Genomic DNA, 18767 nt, shown 5'->3' on the forward strand with positions numbered 1-18767 from the left:
GCCCACGATCTCACCGGGGCGGGCGGGACGCAGGCGGCTCCACAGAGCCCCCCGATGAACCGCGTAACGATCTTAAGGAACGTGAGAGTGGAACAGACCATGATGGCGGTCCGCCTGTTCGAACATGGCGGGCCCGAGGTGCTCAAGTACGTAGAAGCGCCGATTCCCGAAGTCGGCCCCGACGACATCCTGATGCGCGTGCACGCCACGGCCGTCAACAGCTGGGATCTGCGGTACCGCGCGGGCAACTTACCGCAGCCTCTCCCGGGACGGCCGCCATGGCCTCTGCCGTTCCAGCTCGGCCGGGACGCGGCCGGTGAAATCGTCGCCACCGGCGAGAACGTCACCAGATGGCGCTCCGGCGACAGGGTGGTGCAGCTTCCGCACCCGCCGTGCCGCAACTGCGCCCTGTGCGTACGCGGGCTCGAAAACCTCTGCATCGCCACCGCCTACCCCGGACACCAGGTCTTCGGCGGATACGCCCAGTACGTCGTGCGTCGCCACGACGCGATCCTGCCCATCCCCGACGGCGTCGACTTCGAGACAGCCGCAGCGACCATGTGGACCTACACCACCCCGCTCAACTGTGCGCGGCAAGCACCCGTCGGTCCCGGCGACACCGTGGTCATCACCGGCGCCAGCGGCGGGATGGCGATCGCCTGCGCACAACTGGCGAAGCTGAGCGGAGCCACCGTCATCGGCACCACCACCAAGCCCGACCGGGACGAAGCGCTCAGAAGGCTCGGCTACGACCACATCCTGCACTCCACCGACCCCCGACTCCCGGCACAGGTCAGGGAGCTGACGCACGGTCTGGGCGCCGACGCCGTCTGGGACTGTGTCGGCGGCAACGACTTCTTCCAGCTCTCCCTTTCCTGCATACGGCTCGGCGGCACGGTCATCGTCCTGGGCACACCGACCGACCAGGGCTCCCGGCTCGAGTTGGACGCACTCGCCCTCATCGGCGGGCAGGTGCGGATCGCCAGTGTGCGCGGCGCGACCCTGCGGGACCAGCAGCTGTGCCTGGAACTGCTGGCAGCCGCAAAGATCACCCCGATCATCGACCGGGCCTATCCGCTGGCCCAGGCGGCCGAGGCCCACACCTACCTGGAAAGCCACCGGCAGACCGGCAAAGTGCTCCTCCTGCCATGACACCCGGGTGAGTGTGCCCGGAGGGGGCTGCGGTCACAGGCGCGGCAGAACGGCCGAGGCTGAGCCTGTGGTCCGCTGTCCCCGTGGCTTCCGCTCATGACGCGGTACATGCCGAGGGACGGCGCGCGCATCCGCAGGCCGATCAGATGGTGGTCAGACCCTGGAGTTTCTACCGCAGTGATTCCTGGGAGTGGTGATCCATGATCTCGTAGGCCTGCTCGATGTCGAGGCGTCTCATGGCTGCCACAAGGTCCCGATGGTCCTTGATCTCGGCTTCCTCCGTGAGCCTGTTGCGGAGGCTGGGCACGAGGTAGTGCATGCGGCGGACCTCGTCGCCCAGGTTGGCCATCATGCGTTCGGCGCGCCGGTTCCCGGAGAGTGCGGCGATGTCGACGTGGAAGGCGGTCGCCGCGTTCAAGGCGGCCTCCGTGTCGGTCGCCGCCTCCTGGTCGTCGATGTGACGCTCCAGGGCGTCGAGTTGCTCGGGAGTGCTGCGCTTGGCGGCCTCGACCACCAGCGTCGGCTCACGGTGGCCTACGGCTCGTGCACCGTGACCGTCCACCCCGAGCGCGTCCTGCCCACGTACGGTGACCTGCCCGAAAGCACCTTCCACCCTGACGCCAAGCTGGTCGGCGGGAACCTGCTGCGGCTGGAGCGGAGCATGGTCTCCGCCGCCTGCCGAGGGCGTTCGAGTACGCCCGGCTCGACCGTATCGTCACCCGGTCGTTCAGGGACCGTATCGGCGGGCGTGCCACTTCGGCTGTTCTTAGGCCGCAGGGCGGGTGTTTCCGGAGACGGGTGTAACCATCACGCGCCTCGTCGCCGAAGGTGACCTGGTTTCCGTTCACGCGCGCTTCCGGGCCCCACCGGCAGACCCTGGCACCGTCATCGTCGACGTATACCGTGTGCAGAACAAGAAGATCGTCGAACACTGGGACGTCGTCCAGGCCGTCCCGGCCAACTCCGCCAACGACAACACCATGTTCTGACCGCCCCACTGGGTCTCGATGCCCGGCCGTCGTGGCACCGTACGCCTGATGCGCGCAGGCACGACAAGCGAGCGCGGCGGCTCGAACTGAACGCCTTTGACCTCACTTTCGGTGGTCGTCTCCCAGCCACCTGTCAGTAACCATCAACCACTTGAATTACACCGTTCGTTCACCCCCTTTAAGGAGCTTTCATGTCTTCGCCCACCGTGGTGGCCGACGGGTTGGATTTCCCGACCAGTCTGGCCTTCGATGACGACCACGGGGTGTATGTGGCCGAGTCGGGCCTGCCGTTCGGCGGTGCCGCACCAGGCGGGCGGATCTGGTATCTCGGCAGGGACGGCGCCGAACACCGTCTCATCGCCGACCCTTGGCCCCGCCGGTGACCGGACTTCTGTGGCACGAGGGCTTCTTGTACGTGTCCGAGGGCGGCGCCGGCCAGATCACCCGCATCGGTCCCGACGGGCAGCGCACCGTCATCGTCGACGGCCTGCCCGGGCCCGGCAACTATCACGTCGACATGGCGGTGGCGGGCCCCGACAACAAGCTGTACTTCGCGCAGGGAGCGATGTCCAACCTGGGGATCATCGGACTGGACGCGTACGAACTCGGCTGGCTGGGCCGGCTCCCGCATTCGTACGACCTTCCCGGTCTCGACATAGAACTGACCGGCGTCAACGTCACCACCCGCGACCCGCTGACCGACACTCCCGGCGCGCAGGCCGTCACTGGCGCGTTCGCCCCCTTCGGCACCGCCACCCGACCCGGTCAGAAGATCGAAGCCGCACTGCCCTGCTCCGCGGCCGTCATGCGCTGCGACCTCGACGGCGGGAACCTGGAACTGGTGGCCTGGGGCCTGCGTAACGCCTTCGGCATAGGGTTCCTGCCCGACGGCCGACTCCTCGCGGTGGACCAGGGAGCGGACGACCGCGGCAGCCGCCCCATCGGCGACGCGCCCGACCTGCTGTTCGAAGTACGCGAGGGAGCCTGGTACGGCTGGCCGGACTTCATCGGCGGTATCCCGGTGACCGACCCCAAGTTCAAGCCTCAACGCGGCCCCCAGCCGACGTTCCTGCTCGCCAACCACGACCAGCTTCCGCCCCCGGAGCAAGCCGTGCTGGACTTCGAGGCACACGTCGCGGCGACCAAGTTCGCCGTCACCCCGCCGGGTTCCCCGTCCGCCGGACAGGTGGTGATCACGCTGTTCGGGGACGAGGCCCCGATGACACTGCCACCGGGCGGACCGAAACTCGGCCGGCGCCTGGTGATGGTCGACCCGGACGACTGGTCCACCCGTGGTCTGCCGTTCGAGCCCGACCTGCACCGGCCCATCGATGTAGGGTTCACGCCCGGTGATCCGGCCCTGTACGTCCTGGACTTCGGCGAATTCGAGATGACCGACCACGGTGTCGAGGCCAAGGCCGGCACCGGCCGCCTCCTGCGCTGGGAGAACTGGGACCAGCCCACCGCCACCACCACTGACTGAGCCGGCCTGCAACCAACAAGGCTCCTGTGCCGGTGAGTTGAGACGTCGACACCTCCCTCAACGGCGTAGGAGCCTTGTCCGTTGCGGGCGGCGACATCGTCGCCCGATCAGTGGCCACTCCGAAAGAGCTCACTCCCAAGAAGAGATCATTGGGCGAGCTGGGTCTGACTGATCCGCGATCTCAACCCAGGAGCGGGTACCGGGCGACCATCCGGTACCGCGGAACCGAATCAGCCGGAGCTCTTTAGTACCGCGGTACCAAGCCCGCTCGGGACGGCGAAGCGCAGAACCTGGCTGATCCGTTCCAGGGCTCCGGCGCCGGTCCAGGTGCGCAGGCGGCGGTTCTCCGTGTGCCCGGGGGACGGCCACCGGCCGGAGCTCAGCGCAGGCCGGCGAAGAGGTCGTTCTCGGGCAGAGGCGCGTCGGTGGTGTCCTGGACCCGGACGAACGTCTCCACGCCCATGAATTCCGTGAACCTCTCCTTGCCCATCCGAAGGAAGAAGATGTTCTCACCCTGGCTGGCATGCGCGGCCAGTGCGTCGAACTTCTGGCCGCCGAACTCGGTGGCGTCCACCCACGTGGTGATCTCCTCGTCGGGCAGACCGATTTCGGGTTCCGCCCCGGCCTCGGACGGGTCCGGCTCCTCCCAGTCCCCGCCGAACTCGCGCACGAGCTTCCCGAACTCCTTCATCATCGAGTGCGGCATTGTCGTCCAGTACACCTTCGGCGCCATCCCGGTCAGCGACAGCGCTGCCGTCGTGATCCGGTTCGCCTGGATGTGATCGGGGTGGCCGTAGAACCCGTTCTCGTCGTAGGTCACGACGACATCAGGCTGGTAACGCAGCATCAGTTCGGCCAGCCGCGCGGCTGCCTCATCGACGGGCGTACTCCAGAACGATCCGGGCGCGGTGTTGGCCGGCCAGCCCATCATCCCGGAGTCGGCGTACCCGAGCAGCTCAAGGTGACCGACCCCCAGGACGTCACAGCTCGCTTCGAGTTCGCCTCGGCGCAGCACGGCAACGGCAGCCGGATCATGCCCGGGGTCGCCCGGCTTGGCACCCCCCGGACCGTCACCGCAGCCACCGTCGGTGCACGTGACGAGCACCGTGCGGATGCCCTCCGCGGCATAACGCGCCAGGACACCGCCTGTTCCCGTGGCCTCGTCGTCCGGGTGGGCGTGCACTGCCATCAGCGTCAAAGGCCGGTCAGTCATGAGATCCATCCCCTGGTCGGTCAAGCGATCGGTGCCAGTCTGCGGCACAGCGGTAGGTGACCGCCCGCAGCCCCCGAGTCCGTCCGGTGTCCGCGCCCGGGTTCCTGGCGGAGGGCGTCAGGTGCGAGATGCGGTCGCCGTATCTGCCGGCGAGCGTCGTCGCCACGCCGCGAGCCGGGACATCCGCGTCCGGTGACCGCGATGTGCAGTCGGGCTCGGTGGGTGGCCGAGAGTTCCGAAGGGCCTGGACGCGGCCCGTGCGCCCTTGGCGGCCAGGAACCATGGCCTGGCCGCCGTATCCGGCGCGAGGTACACGCGTCGGTCAGCTCTGGCGGACGACTTCCGCGGGGACGAGTCTGCGGCTTCGAACGGCCGCTCCCAGAGGATCAGATGTCGACGTTGTTCAGCGGCTCCTCAATACTGGCCACCTGGCCCTACCTGGTCGAAGAGCGGCGCGTGACGTCCAGAGGCCGTCCCGCGTCGCCGAGGATGACACCGGCACCGCGGCCGAGGACCGCGGGTTCGGTGTTGCCGGCAGGCACGTGTTCGTCGACGACGCGTCAGGTGTTCTGCGCTGTGGCGTGCTGTCGGGGAGCGGCAGGACGGGGAAGCGGGATCCTCTGCGCGAGTTTCTCGCCCTCGACATCCAGATCGGGCAGGAGACGGTCCAGCCACCCGGGAATCCACCAGGCCTTCTCCCGTGCGAGTGCCATGGTCGCCGGGATGAACGTCATGCGGATCACGAACGCGTCGATGAGGATGCCCACCGCCAAGGCGAATCCCGCCTGTTTGATCATGGGCTGGGCGTTGAAGATGAACCCGGCGAAGACCGAGACCATGATCGTGGCCGCGGCGATCACGACGGCGCTCGCCCGGGCGAAGCCGGAGACGGTCGCGTCGAGCGGATCGGCGCCGTGCATGCGGGCCTCGCGCATCGAGGTGACCAGGAACACCTGGTAGTCCATGGCCAGTCCGTAGAGCACACCGGTGACGATGATGGGCAGCAGGCTCACCACGGGTGCGCTCGAGTCGAGTCCGAACAGCGTCTGCAGCCAGCCCCATTGGAAGACGGCCGTGGTGATGCCGAACGTGGCGGCGATGCTGAGCAGGAAGCCGAGAGTGGCCATCACCGGGACGACGACCGAGCGGAAGACCAGGAGCAGGACGATCAGTGAGAGCCCGAGAACAGTGGCCACGTAGAGGGGCAGCACGTCCGCGAGGCGGTCGGACACGTCGATCGCGAGGGCGGTGAAGCCGGTGATGCCGAGGGTGACGCCATGGGTTTCGCGAATCTCCCGGCTCGTGTCCCGCACGGAGGTGACGAGGTCCTTCGTACCGTCGTCGTTCGGTCCGTCGCCGGGAACGAGGCTGAGGACGGCCACGGTGCCGTCGGTGTTCATACCCGCCAGAGAGATCGACGTGGCACCCTCGGTGTCCTTCAGCTCGGAGACGACCGCGGCGAGGGCCGCGGGAGTGAGCGGCCGCCCGCTGTCGGAGTCGCGGGCGACGAGCATGAGAGGGCCGTTGTAGCCGGGGCCGAAGGTGTCGCTGACCTCCTCGTAGCTCTGGCGCTGTGCGGTGTCGGGGTTGTAGCTGGCGCCGGACGGCAGACCCATCCTCATGTCGAGGGCGGGCAGCGCCAGAACCAGGGGAATCAGGAACGCCGCCGCGAGAGCGGGGTACTTGTGGCGGACCAGATGTGATCCCCAGCGGGTGGTCCGTGTCCGTGCGGCGGCGGAGGCTTGCTGTTGCGCCTTGCCTCGGGTCCCGGCCGAGCAGATGCGCTCCTTGACCAGGCCCAGGAGCGCCGGCAGCAGGGTCAGGGCGAGCAGGACGGTGATGGCGATCGTGGCCGCGGCGGCGAGGGCCATGGTGCTGAGCAGCGTGATGCCGACGACCAGCAGTCCTGCCAGCGCGATGATGACGGTGCTGCCGGCGAAGAAGACCGCGCTGCCGGCGGTGCCGATGGCCCGGCCGGTCGCCTCGTGCGCGTCCAGACCGGTGTCCAGGATGAGGCGTCGTTGCCGGTTGACGATGAACAGGGCGTAGTCGATGCCGACGGCGAGCCCCAGCATCAGGGCCAGTACGGCGGTGAGCGAGTGGATCTCGAAGACGGTGGAGAGGGTGAAGGCGCCGCCGACGCCCACCGTGACGCCGAACAGAGCGATGGCCAGGGGCAGGCCCGCCGCCACGACCGATCCCAGGGTGACGAGCAGGACGATGGCCGCCACGACGACGCCGACGATCTCACCGACGCCCACGATCTCGGGTATCTCCAGCATCGCCGCCGACGGCAGGACGTCGAGGTGGGCTCGTCCGGCCTGCTCCTCGGCGGCCTCGACGGTGCTGTCGATCGTGCCGGAGGGCAGCTCGTAGGTCTGCTCGTCGAACTGGAACTGCATCAGGGCGGTGGAGCCGTCGGCGGAGACGATGACCCCGGGCACCGGTCGGCCGTCCTGCAGGAGCGGGGCCGGCGTCTTGCCTCCCGTCGGCTGCCCGGCGGCTTCGGCCACCGCCGCCTGGGCCCGCAGCAGCGGACTCTTCTCCCCCTTGGACAGCTCGACGGCGAGGACCCTGCGGGCGTCGATGACGTGGTCGTGGCGGTAGACCGTGTCCACCGCGGCGACGAGGGCGGCGCGGTTGTCCTCGCCGTCGATCCGCGTCCCGTTCTGCGCGCGGAACACCAGCATGCCCTGGCCGCCGGACGCCTCCGGAAGGGACTTCGCCAGATCGTCGATGACCTCCTGGGCGGGGGTGCCGTCGATGCGCACCTCGTTGCTCAGCTTGACGGGGTTGACCACGAGCAGCGCCACCACGGCGGACACCACCGCCAGCCAGCCGGCGATCACATACCAGGGCCTGGCGTAGGCGAAATGCCCCAGCCGGTACAGCAGAACAGACACAGCCTTCTCCCGTCTCCGGCGCACCCTGCGGGTACGCGCATCCGAACGAAGTGAGAGGGTACTACCAAAATGATAGGTGACTATCAAAGCGATAGTGAACTATCATTGCGTAGGTGGCTGAGCGGATTGAGTAGTCTGCGGTGCAGAAACGGGAGGGTCAGAGATGCCGAACGCCGCACCGCGCACACCCCGGCTCCGCAGGGTTGACGCCCGCTCCAGCGTGGAGCGCATCACTGCGGCCGGACGCAATGTCCTCGGCGCCGGTGAGGGTTCCTTGGAGCAGATCGCCGCCGAGGCGGGCGTGGGCATCGCCACGCTCTACCGGCACTTCCCCAACCGGGAAGCCATCGTCCGGGCCGTTCTCGACGACATCCTCGAGACCGACCTCCTCCCGCTGATCAACGACGCCGCGGCCTCCCGCCACCCGCGCCAGACCCTTCTGGACATCGCCACCCGGCTGCTCGACCTGATCACCGAGGAGCGGGGCCTGGTCGCCTTCGCCGCCAACTTCGCCGATGTCGCCGTGGACGCACTCCAGCGCTTCAGTGAGTCCCTCCGCCCCCTCCTTGAGCACGCACAGGAGCAGGGCGAGATCCGTACCGACCTCACTGCGGACGACATTCCGCACTTCCTCGTCATGGGCATCGCAGGCCTCGCGCTACCCGGCACCGCACCGTCCATGCGCGCACGCTTCATGGCCCTGCTCTTCGACTCGCTCAACCCCGCCGGCGCGTCCCCTCTCCCGTCGGTACGCGCGGAAACGGAAGATGGCGACCTCCGCGCCGCGATCAGCGGCGTCGTCCGGGACTGACGCCCCCGCTGTAAGGCCGTCCATGCCGGACAACTGCCGCCGCCGCAGGGCGACGCGTAACCCGCCCGGGTCGTTCGGGGTGGCCTCGATCGCCTGAGGCGTCGAGCGCCATGGTCCGCGCGGTCCGTCGCACGGGCCGGTGGGTCGGGCTGTCGGAGGTTGGTGTGCTCGGCCGGCGGTGGGATGTGGGATGGGGGTCCGGCCAGGCAGTTGCCCGGCGTGCCCCGGCAAGGCCTGTCCCGCTCGGCACCTGGCGGTGGAATCCGCAGGTGACGGCCCGCCCTGCGAGCCGATGGTGGTCAGTCGGGTAAAGATGGCCGTCTCGCCGAGGTTCGCCGACACCGCCTGCTGAATTCGTCGGTCCAGTCGCGATCGCCGGAGGCGGGCGCACGACTTCGATTGCCGCCGACGTCGGCTGAAGTGACGCCGCTCCACTCGCGGTTCCCGGTTCGAAGCGCCCCGGCGATCGGGCGGCGCCGGTATGCGGCTTCCAGGCGCTGCTGGGGCATGGGCCGGTGTCTCGACTTGGAATTTGAAAACCGGTCGGTTTACGATGAGCTGAAACCGACCGGTTTCGCAGTCGGAACCCGACAGGGATCTGAATCCACCCCCACGGTGCCGCGTCGGCGGCCGTGCGTGCCGAGGTTGAACGTTCCGAGGGTCGCCGGCCCGCAATGAAGCTGTCCGGCCTCCTCCTGATGCGCTGTGTTGTCGAGACCGGAGTAAGTCATGAGTGGCATTCATCCCTTCCGCGTACTGCGCGCCAAACCTCTGTGGATCGCCAACGGCGTCATCACGGGCGTCCTCGCGCTGCTGTTCACCGTGTTCTATGTCGGTGCCAACATCGATCCCGTCGATCACATGACCAAGCTGCCCGTCGGTCTCGTCAACGCTGACAAGGGCGCCACCGCCGGTGGCCAACAGGTCAACCTGGGGGTGCAGATCACCGAGTCGATCAAGAAGTCCACCGCGAGCGGCGGCAAGATCGACTGGAGGGTGATGGACGAGAAGGGGATGAAAGAGGAGTTGGGTGAGGGCAAGTTGTACGGCGCGCTCGTCGTCCCCGCCGACTTCACCGCCTCCGCCACCGCGCTGACCGGCTCCGCGACCTCCGGGGCCCCGGCCCGTCCGACGCTGACGGTGGTGACCAACCAGTCCGCCGGCAGTATGGGATCCAGTCTGGCCCGGACGGCGACGACGCAGGCGGCCCAGAATGCCTCGCTCCAGGTGGGCAAGCAGCTGACCGCCCTGAGCGGGGCCGGGCAGGCGGAACTGCCTGTCGCGGCACGCGTCCTGCTGGCCGATCCGGCCGCCGTCATGGTCGAGGACGGTCATCCGCTCGACTCGCACAGCGGCCTGGGCCTGACGGCGTTCTACTACGCGCTCGTCCTCGTCGTCTGCGGCATGCTCTCCGCCAACGTCATCAGCGGCCAGGTCGACCACGCCCTCGGCTACACCCACAACGACATGGGCCCGCTGCGCCTGCACCGCCCGCTGATCCGGGCGACCCGCGTGCAGACCCTCGCCATCAGCAGCACCCTCATGGCCGGTCTGTCCCTGCTGATGGGAACCCTGGTCATGGTGGGCGCCGTCGGCCTCATGGGCATGGACGCCGCCCACCTGCCGCTGCTGTGGCTGTACTCGGTGTGCGCCATCGCGGTCGCCGGGATCGGCGCCCTCACTCTCCTCGCCGTCTTCGGCACACCCGGCATGCTGGTGGTCACGCTGGTCTTCATCGCGATGGCGGTGCCGACAGCCGGCGCCACCACCCCTATCGAGGCGCTGCCGGGCTTCTACCGCTTCCTCTCGGAGTTCGAGCCCCTGCGGCAGATCACCGGCGGTCTCCGCTCGATCCTCTACTACGACGCCCAGGGCGACGCGGGTCTGACCCGGGGCTGGGTGATGATGGCCGTCGGCCTCGTGGCGGCCGTACTCTTCGGCTTCGGCGTGACGGGGTGGTACGACCACAAGGGGCTGCATCGCATCCCCGCCGAGACGAAGCCCGAGAAGACCGCCGTCCCGGCGTAGCCGAACGCGACCCATCCTGGAAACCGATCGGTTTTTATTCTGTCCGATTCGAGTTAACCTCGTGCTATGACCACTGAAGTGAAGCCAAGTACGAGAGAGCGACTGCTGGAGGCGGCGGCCACGCTCACCTACCGAGACGGGGTCGGCATCGGCGTCGAGGCGCTGTGCAAGGCGGCGGGGGTGTCGAAGCGCTCCCTGTACCAGCTGTTCGAGAGCAAGGACGAACTGCTGGCCGTGAGCTTGAAAGAACGCGCCGCCGCCTTCGCGGCCGGGCTCCTGCCGGCGGCGGACGACGGCCGCTCGCCCCGCGAGCGGATCCTGCACGTCTTCGAGCGGGTGGAATCGCAGGCGGGCATGCCCGAGTTCCAAGGCTGCCGGTACCTGGCTGTGCAGATCGAGCTCAAGGACCAGACCCACCCCGCGAGCCGGGTGGCCCATCAGATCAAAGCGAACCTGACGGCCTTTTTCCGTGCCGAGGCCGAACAGGGTGGGGCGAGCGATCCCGACCTGCTGGCCCGGCAGCTCATCCTGGTCTTCGACGGCGCCAGCGCCCGCGCGGGCATCCGGGCCGACAACCTGACCGGGCTCGTCGCGCCCACGGTGACCACCCTGCTCGACGCGGCAGACATGCGCTGACGCACCCCGTTGTTGAACGGGCCCGTGGATCGTTGCGCTCCTCCGGTTTGGCACCGGTCTCCGGCGGCCGGAGCGGCGCCCACGGCTTCAGGCTTCTGGCCGTAAGCGTGTTGCCGAGTGTGTCGTAGGTAAAGGGGCTCGCGGTTTCGTGGGGATCTGCCCCCGGCGACAGGTGCACGGCTTCCCGCAGTCTCATCCGGTCGGTCCGGGCGGGCTCGCCGATCAGGTCGTCGCGCCGCGCCTCGGGGCCGCCGCGACGGCGTATCCCTGCATCAGGAGCGTCTCGTGGTGCGCCGCGATTCAGTCACGCGTACTCCTCCGTCATGGAGCGTAGGGGGCCTGTTCGCCGCCCGCCCCCCGTCGGCCGCCCGCTCAGAAGTCGCAGTGGCCAGCGGGGCCCTTGTGCATGGAAACCGATCACACCGCGAAGGAAACCCGCGCTTGCGCCGGTCATGGCGGGTTTCGAAGACCGCGACCACGCCACGAGTGGCCCGCCAGCAGGTCTTCCACGACCCCGTCCGCCCCTTCCGTATCGTCCTGCCGGTGGTTCCGGCCTGACAAGAAGCGCCGGAGATCCACGCGGCGGGAGTCCGCGCCCCCTTCGAGCGAATGATCGAGCGCCGCTCTGGGAAAGATGCGAGATGCTCGGTTGCGGGCAGCCGGGGGAAGGAGAGGTGTCATGTTCCGGAGACATCCAGCGGCTGGGGCCGCAGCTGACCACGTGGAAGGCCAACACGCAGGTGACCCGGGGCTTTTTGGTCCTGATTCCGTGACGTGGCAGCTGCACAGTGACCCCATGATGTGGGTCGCCGGAGTCCGCGCGCTGTACTTCCAGGCGCTGCATCCGCGCGCGGTGCGCGGAGTCACGCAGAACTCGGACTTCGGGAAGGAAGCCTGGGGTCGGCTGATACGCACCGCGAGTTTCGTCGGCACGACGACCTACGGGACCACGGACGCGGCCGAGAAGGCGGGCGCCCGGGTGCGGAAGATCCACCGCATGCTGTCCGCCGTGGACCCGGACACGGGGGAGCGGTACGGCGTCGACGACCCCGAACTGCTGCTGTGGGTGCACTGCGCCGAGATCGACTCCTATCTGCACATCATGCGCTGCTCCGGATACCCGATCACCGACGCCCACACCGACCGGTACATCCGCGAGCACCTGGTCAGCGCCCGGCTGGTGGGCCTCGACCCCGCCGACGTACCCGCGAACCAGGCCGAGATGACCGCCTACTTCGAGAAGGTCCGGCCCGAACTGGCCGTCGGAGCCGAGGCACACGAAGTGGACGACTTCCTGCTCCGTCCCCCGACGCATCCTCTGCTGGTCCCGGCGCGTGAGGTGCTGTGGCGGCGCGTGTCGCAGCTGGCGTACGCCTCTCTGCCGCCGTACGCCCATGAGTTGTACGGCAGAGCCGCACCTGAACCTGCCACCGTCACCCGGCAGTTGCGTGTCACCGGCACCCTGCTGCGCTCCGTTCCCGCACGTCTTCGCTGGCAACTGCCGCCCAAACACATCCTGCGGGCCATGTCACGGCTCGGGCCGGGCTCGCGCCCCGCGCCGTACAAACTCGGACGATAGCTCGCCATACTGGACGAGCCAGGGGAGGGCGGACAGGACCGGGGGCGGCAGCAGGAGATGGTGGACACCAGACTGATCCAGGGCCGGTACCGGCTGCTCGATCTGATCGGGCGCGGGGGCATGGGGGAAGTGTGGCGTGCGCGCGACGAGTCGCTGGGGCGGCAGGTCGCCGTGAAGTGCCTGAAGCCGCTCGGGGCACACCACGACCACTCGTTCACGCGCGTCCTGCGGGAGCGGTTCCGCCGCGAGGCACGGGTGGCCGCCGCGTTGCAGCACCGCGGGGTCACCGTCGTGCACGACTTCGGCGAGTCCGACGGGGTGCTCTATCTCGTCATGGAGCTGCTGGAGGGGCGCAACCTCAGTCAGCTCCTGGAGGACAACAAGCATCATCCGCTACCCGTCCCGGACGTCGTCGACATCGCCGACCAGGTCGCCGCCGCTCTTGCCTACACGCACCAACAGGCCATCGTCCACCGTGACTTGAAGCCCGCGAACATCATGCGGTTGACCGACGGTACGGTGAAGATCTGCGACTTCGGCATAGCCCGCCTCGGTCACGACATCGGCTTCACCTCCCGGCTCACCGGCACCGGCATCGCGATGGGGACTCCGCACTACATGTCGCCGGAGCAGATCAGCGGCGGCGAGGTCGACCACCGGAGCGACCTGTACTCGTTCGGGTGCGTGCTGTACGAACTGGCCACCGGAGTACCGCCGTTCGACCTCGACGATGCCTGGGCGGTGCTCGTCGGACACCGTGACACCCCGCCCGAGCCGCCGCGCAGCCACCGCTCCGAGGTGCCCGAGTTCCTGGAGCGGGTCATCCTGGCCCTCCTCGCCAAACTCCCGGAGGAACGCCCGCACGACGCACGGGAGTTGGCCCGCAGGATCAGCGCGGGCCGGGCCACCCCGCTGTACGTGCCGACCCTCGTCACCCCGCAGCCCCAGCTCCGGCCGCCGGAGCCCGCCGCACGTGAACCCCGGCTGCCGTCCTGGACCCGGGGCATGACCACCGGCCACAAGGCGACCGGCGCCGGGCTCGACACCACGCCTCCGGACCCGGCGGCGGGCCTCACCGGCGACTGGATCGCCCGCCCGGTCACCGGCCGGCCCGAGCCCGTACCGCAGCTGCCGCCCGCCCCCTCGCCGCAGACGCTCACCGCGCTGGCCGGGCGGCACAACGCGGGCCTGAGCCTGGGGCGCCTCGGACGCTGGGCCGAGGCGGGCGAGGTGCACCGCGCGGTCGCCGCCGAACGCGAGCACGTCCTCGGCCCCGCCCACCCCGAGACCCTCGCCAGCCGCTACGAGGTCGGCTTCACCCTCAGTCGCACCGGCCGCGCCGCCGACGCCCTGGGCGAGTACACCCATGTGGCCCGGGAGCGGGAGCGGATCCTCGGCGCCGAGGATCCGGACACCCTGGCCGCCCGTCAGGAAATGGCGTACGTCCTGGGGCAGTTGGGCCGTCACTTCGAGGCGCACCAGGCGTACACGACCGTCCTGGCCGCCCGGGAGCGCACGATGGGCCCCGACCATCCGGACACCCTGCGCTGCCGCCACAACCTCGCCTTCAACCTGAGCCGGCTGGGGCGCCTGGAGGACTCGTACCGCATGGCCTGCGAGGTGGCGGCGGCGCGCGCCCGGGTGCTCGGCGCCGCGCACCCCGACACGCTGGTCACGCAGTACGAAGTCGCCTACGCACTCGGCCAGTTGGGGCGCTGGCCCGAGGCCCTGCGGACGTACCAGGGGGTGGCGGAGGCGCGTGCCCAGGCGCTCGGCCCCGACCACGCGGACACCCTCGCCGCCCGTTACGAGGTCGGTATCAGCCTCGGACGGCTGGGCCGCAGCGCGGAGGCGCTCAAGCTGTACCGCGACCTGATCGACGACCGCACCCGCGTCAACGGCCCCGCGCACCCCGAGACCCTGCGCGCCCGGCACGGTCTCGGCGTCAACCTGGGCCGACTCGACCGCTGGGAGGAGGCGCTCGCCGAGTCGCGCGACGTGTGCGCGATCCGCGAGCGGGTCCTGGGCGCCGACCACCCGGACACGCTGGTCAGCCGCCGTGAGGTGGCCGTCGGACTGGGCTGGCTCGGCCGCTGGCCCGACGCCCTGACCGAGTACCGGCGGGTGGCCGCCGCCCGCGAGCAGGTGCTCGGCGCCGACCATCCCGACACCCTCGCCAGCCGCAACGACGAGGCCCACTGCCTGGAACAGCTCGGCCGGGGCGCCGAGGCCGTCGAGCTCTACCGGAGGGTGGCGGTACTGCGGCAGCAGAGGGCCTCCGGTCACTGAGAAGTGCCGCCAGGTGTTGTCGGTTCGCTGCGGCGCCGTCGTGGCTGGTCGCGCAGTTCCCCGCGCCCCTTTGGGGCGCGGCGGAGCCGCACATCGATACAGCCCTGCGCCCCCTTGGGCCTGCGGCTCTTCGGCCGTACAGCTCTGGCCCGGGTCGATCATCACGTGTTACGAAGGACCATGCCCGCACCCGAGCGCCCCGAGCGCACTGACCGACACGACCGGCAGGACCGCCACGTCCTTCGGGCCCGATACGACGCGGTGATCGTCGGCGGCGGCCACAACGGCCTCGTCGCCGCCGCCTACCTGGCCCGTGCCGGGAAGTCGGTGCTGGTCCTGGAACGGCTGGCCGGCACCGGCGGCGCCGCCGTCTCGACGCGCCCGTTCGCCGGGGTCGACGCCCGTCTGTCGCGCTACTCCTACCTGGTCAGCCTGCTGCCCCGGAAGATCGTGCGGGACCTCGACCTCGACTTCCGCGTGCGCGGGCGCACCGTCTCCTCGTACACCCCCGTGGAACGGGACGGACGGCCCACCGGCCTGCTCGTCGGCGGCGGCGCGCGCCGCACCCGGGAGGCCTTCGCACGCCTCACCGGAGGGGAACGCGAGTACGAGTCCTGGCAGTGCTTCTACGCCATGACCGGCCGCGCCGCCGAAAAAGTGTTCCCCACGCTCACGGAGCCCCTGCCCGCCCGCGACGAACTCCGGCGCCGCATCGACGACGAGGACGCCTGGCGCACCCTCTTCGAGGAGCCGATCGGCGCGGCCGTCGAAGCGAACTTCGCCGACGACCTCGTACGCGGTGTGGTCCTGACGGACGCGCTGATCGGGACCTTCGCCGACGCCCACGACCCCTCCCTGCGCCAGAACCGCTGCTTCCTCTACCACGTCATCGGCGGCGGCACCGGCGCCTGGGACGTTCCCGTGGGTGGCATGGGCGCACTCACCGACGCGCTGGCAGGCGCCGCCCGGAACGCGGGCGCCGTGCTCGCCACCGGCCACGAGGTCGTACGGGTGGACACGGACGGCCGGGCCGCCGAGGTGACGTACCGGACAGCCGACGGGGAGGGCACGGTCGGCGCCCGGCACGTCCTGGTGAACGCCTCGCCGCAGGAGCTGGCCGCGCTGACGGGGGACGCGCCGCCAAGTCCCGCCGAGGGCGCCCAGCTCAAGGTGAACATGCTGCTCACCCGGCTGCCCAGGCTCAAGGACACATCCGTCGACCCGCGCGAGGCGTTCGCCGGGACCTTCCACATCGCCGAGGGGTACGAGCAACTGGCCGCCGCCCACGCTCAGGCGACGGCCGGTGAACTGCCCGCCGCGCCGCCGTCGGAGATCTACTGCCACTCGCTCACGGACCCGACGATCCTCGGCCCGGAGCTGGTGGAGGCGGGGTACCAGACGCTGACCCTGTTCGGCCTGCACACGCCCGCACGGCTGTTCGCACGCGACAACGACGCCGTACGGGACGAGCTGCTGAAGTCGACCCTCGCTCAGCTCGACGCCCACCTCGCCGAACCCCTCGCGGACTGCCTCGCCACCGACGCCGACGGGCGCCCCTGCATCGAGGCGAAGACCCCCCTCGACCTGGAACGCGACCTGCGCCTGCCGGGCGGCAACATCTTCCACCGCGACCTGACCTGGCCGTACGCCCAGGAGGGCACCGGACGGTGGGGCGTGGAGACCGGGCACGCCAACCTCCTGCTGTGCGGGGCGGGCGCGGTGCGCGGGGGCGGGGTGAGCGGGGTGCCGGGGCACAACGCCGCCATGGCGGTGCTGGAGTCGGACGAAGGCTGAACAGGCCGCCGGGCGTGGGCGGTTCGCCGGTCAGTTCGCGGTTGCCGCCCAGCCCGCCGCCTCGATGCGTGCCGCGTCCGCCGGGCGCGTCTCGTCGAAGACGGCGCCGTCATCGCCGCGTACGGCCAGGCCGTCGACGTATGCTCCACGGCCCACGTACTGCCGGTCGGTCGTGTAGCGCCAGCGCAGGACGAGGGTCGACGCTGCGGGAAGGTCTGCCGAAAGGCGGTGCCAGACGCGCCCCGACCAGCCGGTGACCGAACCCGCCGGATGCTCCTGCTGGGTGCCGTCGGCGACTGCGGTCGTGAACGGGACCGGTTGCCAGGTCGCGCCCCCGTCGGCCGAGGCCTCCAGGAACAGGGCGTCCGACTGCGGCTCGGTGTCCCACCACAGGGCGCAGCGCAGCCGGGAGCCGGCGGTGGTGGCGAGGGGCGGGAGAGTGAGCGTCGCCGTCGTCGCGCCGGCCATGCCGGAGAACCAGGCCGTACGTCCATGGCGTGGGCGGACCGGTACCGCACGGGCCAGGTTGTTCGCGGCGGCGACCCGGGGCGCCGAGCCGGAGCGCCAACTGCGCACAGGATGCACGGAGTTGCCGAGGACGACAAGGAAGGAATCGGTCGTCGGGTCGAGGACGAGGGAGGTGCCGGTAAAACCGGTGTGCCCGGCGGTGCGGGGCGTGGCCATCGCGCCCATGTACCAGTGCTGGTAGAGCTCGAAGCCGAGACCGTGCTCGTCCCCGGGGAAGGCGGTGTTGAAGTCGGTGAACATCAACTCGACCGAGGCGGGCGACAGGATGCGCGCCCTGCCGTACGCACCGCCGTTGAGCAGCGTACGGCCGAGAACGGCCAGGTCCCAGGCCGACGAGAAGACACCGGCATGGCCGGCCACCCCGCCGAGGCTGTACGCGTTCTCGTCGTGCACCTCGCCCCACACCAGGCCCCGGTCGAGTCCGGACCAGGGCGCGCGGGCGTCCTCGGTGGCGGCGATCCGCGGTTTCCAGGAGGCGGGCGGGTTGTAGCGCGTGCGGTGCATGCCGAGCGGAGCGGTGATCTCGTCGTGGAGCTGGGTGTCCAGCGGAAGACCGGTGACCTTCTCCAGGACCAGCTGGAGCGAGATCAGGTTGAGGTCGGAGTAGAGGTACTTGGTGCCCGGCGGGTTCAGCGGCGCCTCGTTCCAGATGAGTTCGAGCTTCTGCTCGTACGTCGGCGCGTTGTAGAGCGGGATCCAGGCCCGGAACCCCGAGGTGTGCGTGAGGAGTTGACGGATCGTCATGTTCTGCTTGCCCGCCCGCGCGAACTCCGGCAGATATGCGGCGACCTTTCCCTCCAGCGTCAGCGCGCCCCGCTCCAGTTGCTGCACGGCCAGGATCGAGGTGAACAGCTTGGAGACCGAGGCGAGGTCGAACACCGTGTCCTCGGCCATCGGGATCTGCTCCGCGGCCGGGAACTCGACCCCGGTGTCCGTCTTCTCGTCGTACGCCGCGTAGCGCACCGCCATGCCGATCGGCTGATGAAGTGCCACGGTGGAGCCACGCCCGGCGAGCAGCACCGCCCCCGCGTACCAAGGGTGCTTGGGGGAGGGGCCGAGGAACGCCTTGGCGTCCGCGACCAGTTGGCGCAGGTACTGGGGGAGGAGACCTGCGCGTTCGGGTGAGCCGGGGCGCAGGGTCGGGTGATGCCCGGTTGCCCTGGGCGTGGCTGCTGCGACCGAACCCGCCGGGAGGGAGGCGAAGGTCAGGGCGCCACCCAGAGCCAGTGTGCGTCTGCCAAGCTGACGACGCGTCAGTTCCGGTCCGTCCGTTGCGTCTTCTGTCATGGGGCGAGCCTCCCACAGTCAAGAATCTGACGGTGTATCAGAAAAGGTCTTCCCTCGTCCGGAGGACTGCGGCAT

14 protein-coding genes are annotated in these 18767 nt (G+C 69.7%); 10 read left to right on the top strand and 4 right to left on the bottom strand.

All coding sequences use genetic code 11. From position 1 onward, the window contains the following. Nucleotides 1–87: 87 nt before the first annotated feature. Nucleotides 88–1152 carry a zinc-binding alcohol dehydrogenase family protein gene (locus ACH4TV_RS13335; protein ID WP_398397384.1) on the top strand — a complete coding sequence of 355 codons (1065 nt, stop codon included), beginning with the start codon at nt 88–90 and terminating at the stop codon, nt 1150–1152. 169 nt (nt 1153–1321) lie between these two features. On the opposite strand, the gene ACH4TV_RS13340 is transcribed toward ACH4TV_RS13335, so the two are convergent. After that, nucleotides 1322–1765, bottom strand: a complete 444-nt coding sequence (locus tag ACH4TV_RS13340) for an FCD domain-containing protein (RefSeq protein WP_398397385.1) — start codon at nt 1763–1765, stop codon at nt 1322–1324. Nucleotides 1766–1934: 169 nt separating this feature from the next. On the opposite strand from ACH4TV_RS13340, the gene ACH4TV_RS13345 reads away from it, so the two are divergent. The 3 genes from ACH4TV_RS13345 to ACH4TV_RS13355 all read left to right on the top strand — a co-directional run bounded on the left by ACH4TV_RS13345 (nt 1935) and on the right by ACH4TV_RS13355 (nt 3624). Beyond that, the gene (locus ACH4TV_RS13345; protein ID WP_398397386.1) at nt 1935–2141 is read left to right on the top strand and encodes a nuclear transport factor 2 family protein; all 207 of its coding nucleotides are present in this window, start codon (nt 1935–1937) and stop codon (nt 2139–2141) included. 191 nt (nt 2142–2332) lie between these two features. Further along, on the top strand, nt 2333–2524 hold the full coding sequence (locus ACH4TV_RS13350; protein WP_398397387.1) for a hypothetical protein: 192 nt from the start codon (nt 2333–2335) through the stop codon (nt 2522–2524). Next, on the top strand, nt 2521–3624 hold the full coding sequence (locus ACH4TV_RS13355; RefSeq protein WP_398397388.1) for a hypothetical protein: 1104 nt from the start codon (nt 2521–2523) through the stop codon (nt 3622–3624). Before ACH4TV_RS13350 ends, ACH4TV_RS13355 begins: the two co-directional genes overlap by 4 nt. 379 nt (nt 3625–4003) lie before the next feature. Here ACH4TV_RS13355 and ACH4TV_RS13360 read toward each other — a convergent pair whose 3' ends face one another. Both ACH4TV_RS13360 and ACH4TV_RS13365 read right to left on the bottom strand, forming a co-directional pair. Further along, entirely contained in the window at nt 4004–4837 is an 834-nt protein-coding gene (locus ACH4TV_RS13360; RefSeq protein ID WP_398397389.1) for a PIG-L family deacetylase, read from the bottom strand. Nucleotides 4838–5397: 560 nt separating this feature from the next. Beyond that, on the bottom strand, nt 5398–7740 hold the full coding sequence (locus ACH4TV_RS13365; protein ID WP_398397390.1) for an MMPL family transporter: 2343 nt from the start codon (nt 7738–7740) through the stop codon (nt 5398–5400). 163 nt (nt 7741–7903) lie between these two features. Here ACH4TV_RS13365 and ACH4TV_RS13370 point away from each other — a divergent pair, with 163 nt between their 5' ends. The 6 genes from ACH4TV_RS13370 to ACH4TV_RS13395 all read left to right on the top strand — a co-directional run bounded on the left by ACH4TV_RS13370 (nt 7904) and on the right by ACH4TV_RS13395 (nt 16877). After that, nucleotides 7904–8551, top strand: coding sequence for a TetR/AcrR family transcriptional regulator (locus tag ACH4TV_RS13370; RefSeq protein WP_398397392.1), 648 nt, complete (start codon nt 7904–7906; stop codon nt 8549–8551). A gap of 729 nt (nt 8552–9280) precedes the next feature. Next, on the top strand, nt 9281–10579 hold the full coding sequence (locus tag ACH4TV_RS13375; RefSeq protein WP_398397394.1) for an SNG1 family protein: 1299 nt from the start codon (nt 9281–9283) through the stop codon (nt 10577–10579). 66 nt (nt 10580–10645) lie between these two features. Further along, nucleotides 10646–11215 (top strand): TetR/AcrR family transcriptional regulator, encoded by a 570-nt coding sequence (locus ACH4TV_RS13380; RefSeq protein WP_398397396.1) that lies wholly within the window; start codon nt 10646–10648, stop codon nt 11213–11215. Nucleotides 11216–11894: 679 nt separating this feature from the next. After that, on the top strand, nt 11895–12794 hold the full coding sequence (locus ACH4TV_RS13385) for an oxygenase MpaB family protein (RefSeq protein WP_398397398.1): 900 nt from the start codon (nt 11895–11897) through the stop codon (nt 12792–12794). A gap of 57 nt (nt 12795–12851) precedes the next feature. Further along, nucleotides 12852–15083: a tetratricopeptide repeat protein gene (locus tag ACH4TV_RS13390; RefSeq protein ID WP_398397400.1), complete on the top strand. Its 2232-nt coding sequence runs from the start codon at nt 12852–12854 to the stop codon at nt 15081–15083. Between the two features lie 180 nt (nt 15084–15263). Further along, entirely contained in the window at nt 15264–16877 is a 1614-nt protein-coding gene (locus ACH4TV_RS13395) for a phytoene desaturase family protein (RefSeq protein ID WP_398397402.1), read from the top strand. A 30-nt stretch (nt 16878–16907) separates the two neighbouring features. Here ACH4TV_RS13395 and ACH4TV_RS13400 read toward each other — a convergent pair whose 3' ends face one another. Further along, a complete protein-coding gene (locus tag ACH4TV_RS13400; RefSeq protein WP_398397403.1) occupies nt 16908–18692 on the bottom strand; it encodes a serine hydrolase in 1785 nt (594 codons plus the stop codon). Between the last annotated feature and the right edge of the window lie 75 nt (nt 18693–18767).

The sequence above is a fragment of the Streptomyces sp. NPDC020898 genome (assembly GCF_044333925.1).
In the GTDB taxonomy this organism is placed as follows: domain Bacteria; phylum Actinomycetota; class Actinomycetes; order Streptomycetales; family Streptomycetaceae; genus Streptomyces.

What these genes read in the sequence shown, in the direction of transcription:
- ACH4TV_RS13350 (WP_398397387.1), top strand. Translation starts at nt 2,333, where the DNA reads ATGTCTTCGCCCACCGTGGTGGCCGACGGGTTGGATTTCCCGACCAGT.
- ACH4TV_RS13360 (WP_398397389.1), bottom strand. Translation starts at nt 4,837, where the DNA reads ATGACTGACCGGCCTTTGACGCTGATGGCAGTGCACGCCCACCCGGAC.
- ACH4TV_RS13370 (WP_398397392.1), top strand. Translation starts at nt 7,904, where the DNA reads ATGCCGAACGCCGCACCGCGCACACCCCGGCTCCGCAGGGTTGACGCC.
- ACH4TV_RS13375 (WP_398397394.1), top strand. Translation starts at nt 9,281, where the DNA reads ATGAGTGGCATTCATCCCTTCCGCGTACTGCGCGCCAAACCTCTGTGG.
- ACH4TV_RS13380 (WP_398397396.1), top strand. Translation starts at nt 10,646, where the DNA reads ATGACCACTGAAGTGAAGCCAAGTACGAGAGAGCGACTGCTGGAGGCG.
- ACH4TV_RS13385 (WP_398397398.1), top strand. Translation starts at nt 11,895, where the DNA reads ATGTTCCGGAGACATCCAGCGGCTGGGGCCGCAGCTGACCACGTGGAA.
- ACH4TV_RS13390 (WP_398397400.1), top strand. Translation starts at nt 12,852, where the DNA reads ATGGTGGACACCAGACTGATCCAGGGCCGGTACCGGCTGCTCGATCTG.
- ACH4TV_RS13395 (WP_398397402.1), top strand. Translation starts at nt 15,264, where the DNA reads ATGCCCGCACCCGAGCGCCCCGAGCGCACTGACCGACACGACCGGCAG.
- ACH4TV_RS13400 (WP_398397403.1), bottom strand. Translation starts at nt 18,692, where the DNA reads ATGACAGAAGACGCAACGGACGGACCGGAACTGACGCGTCGTCAGCTT.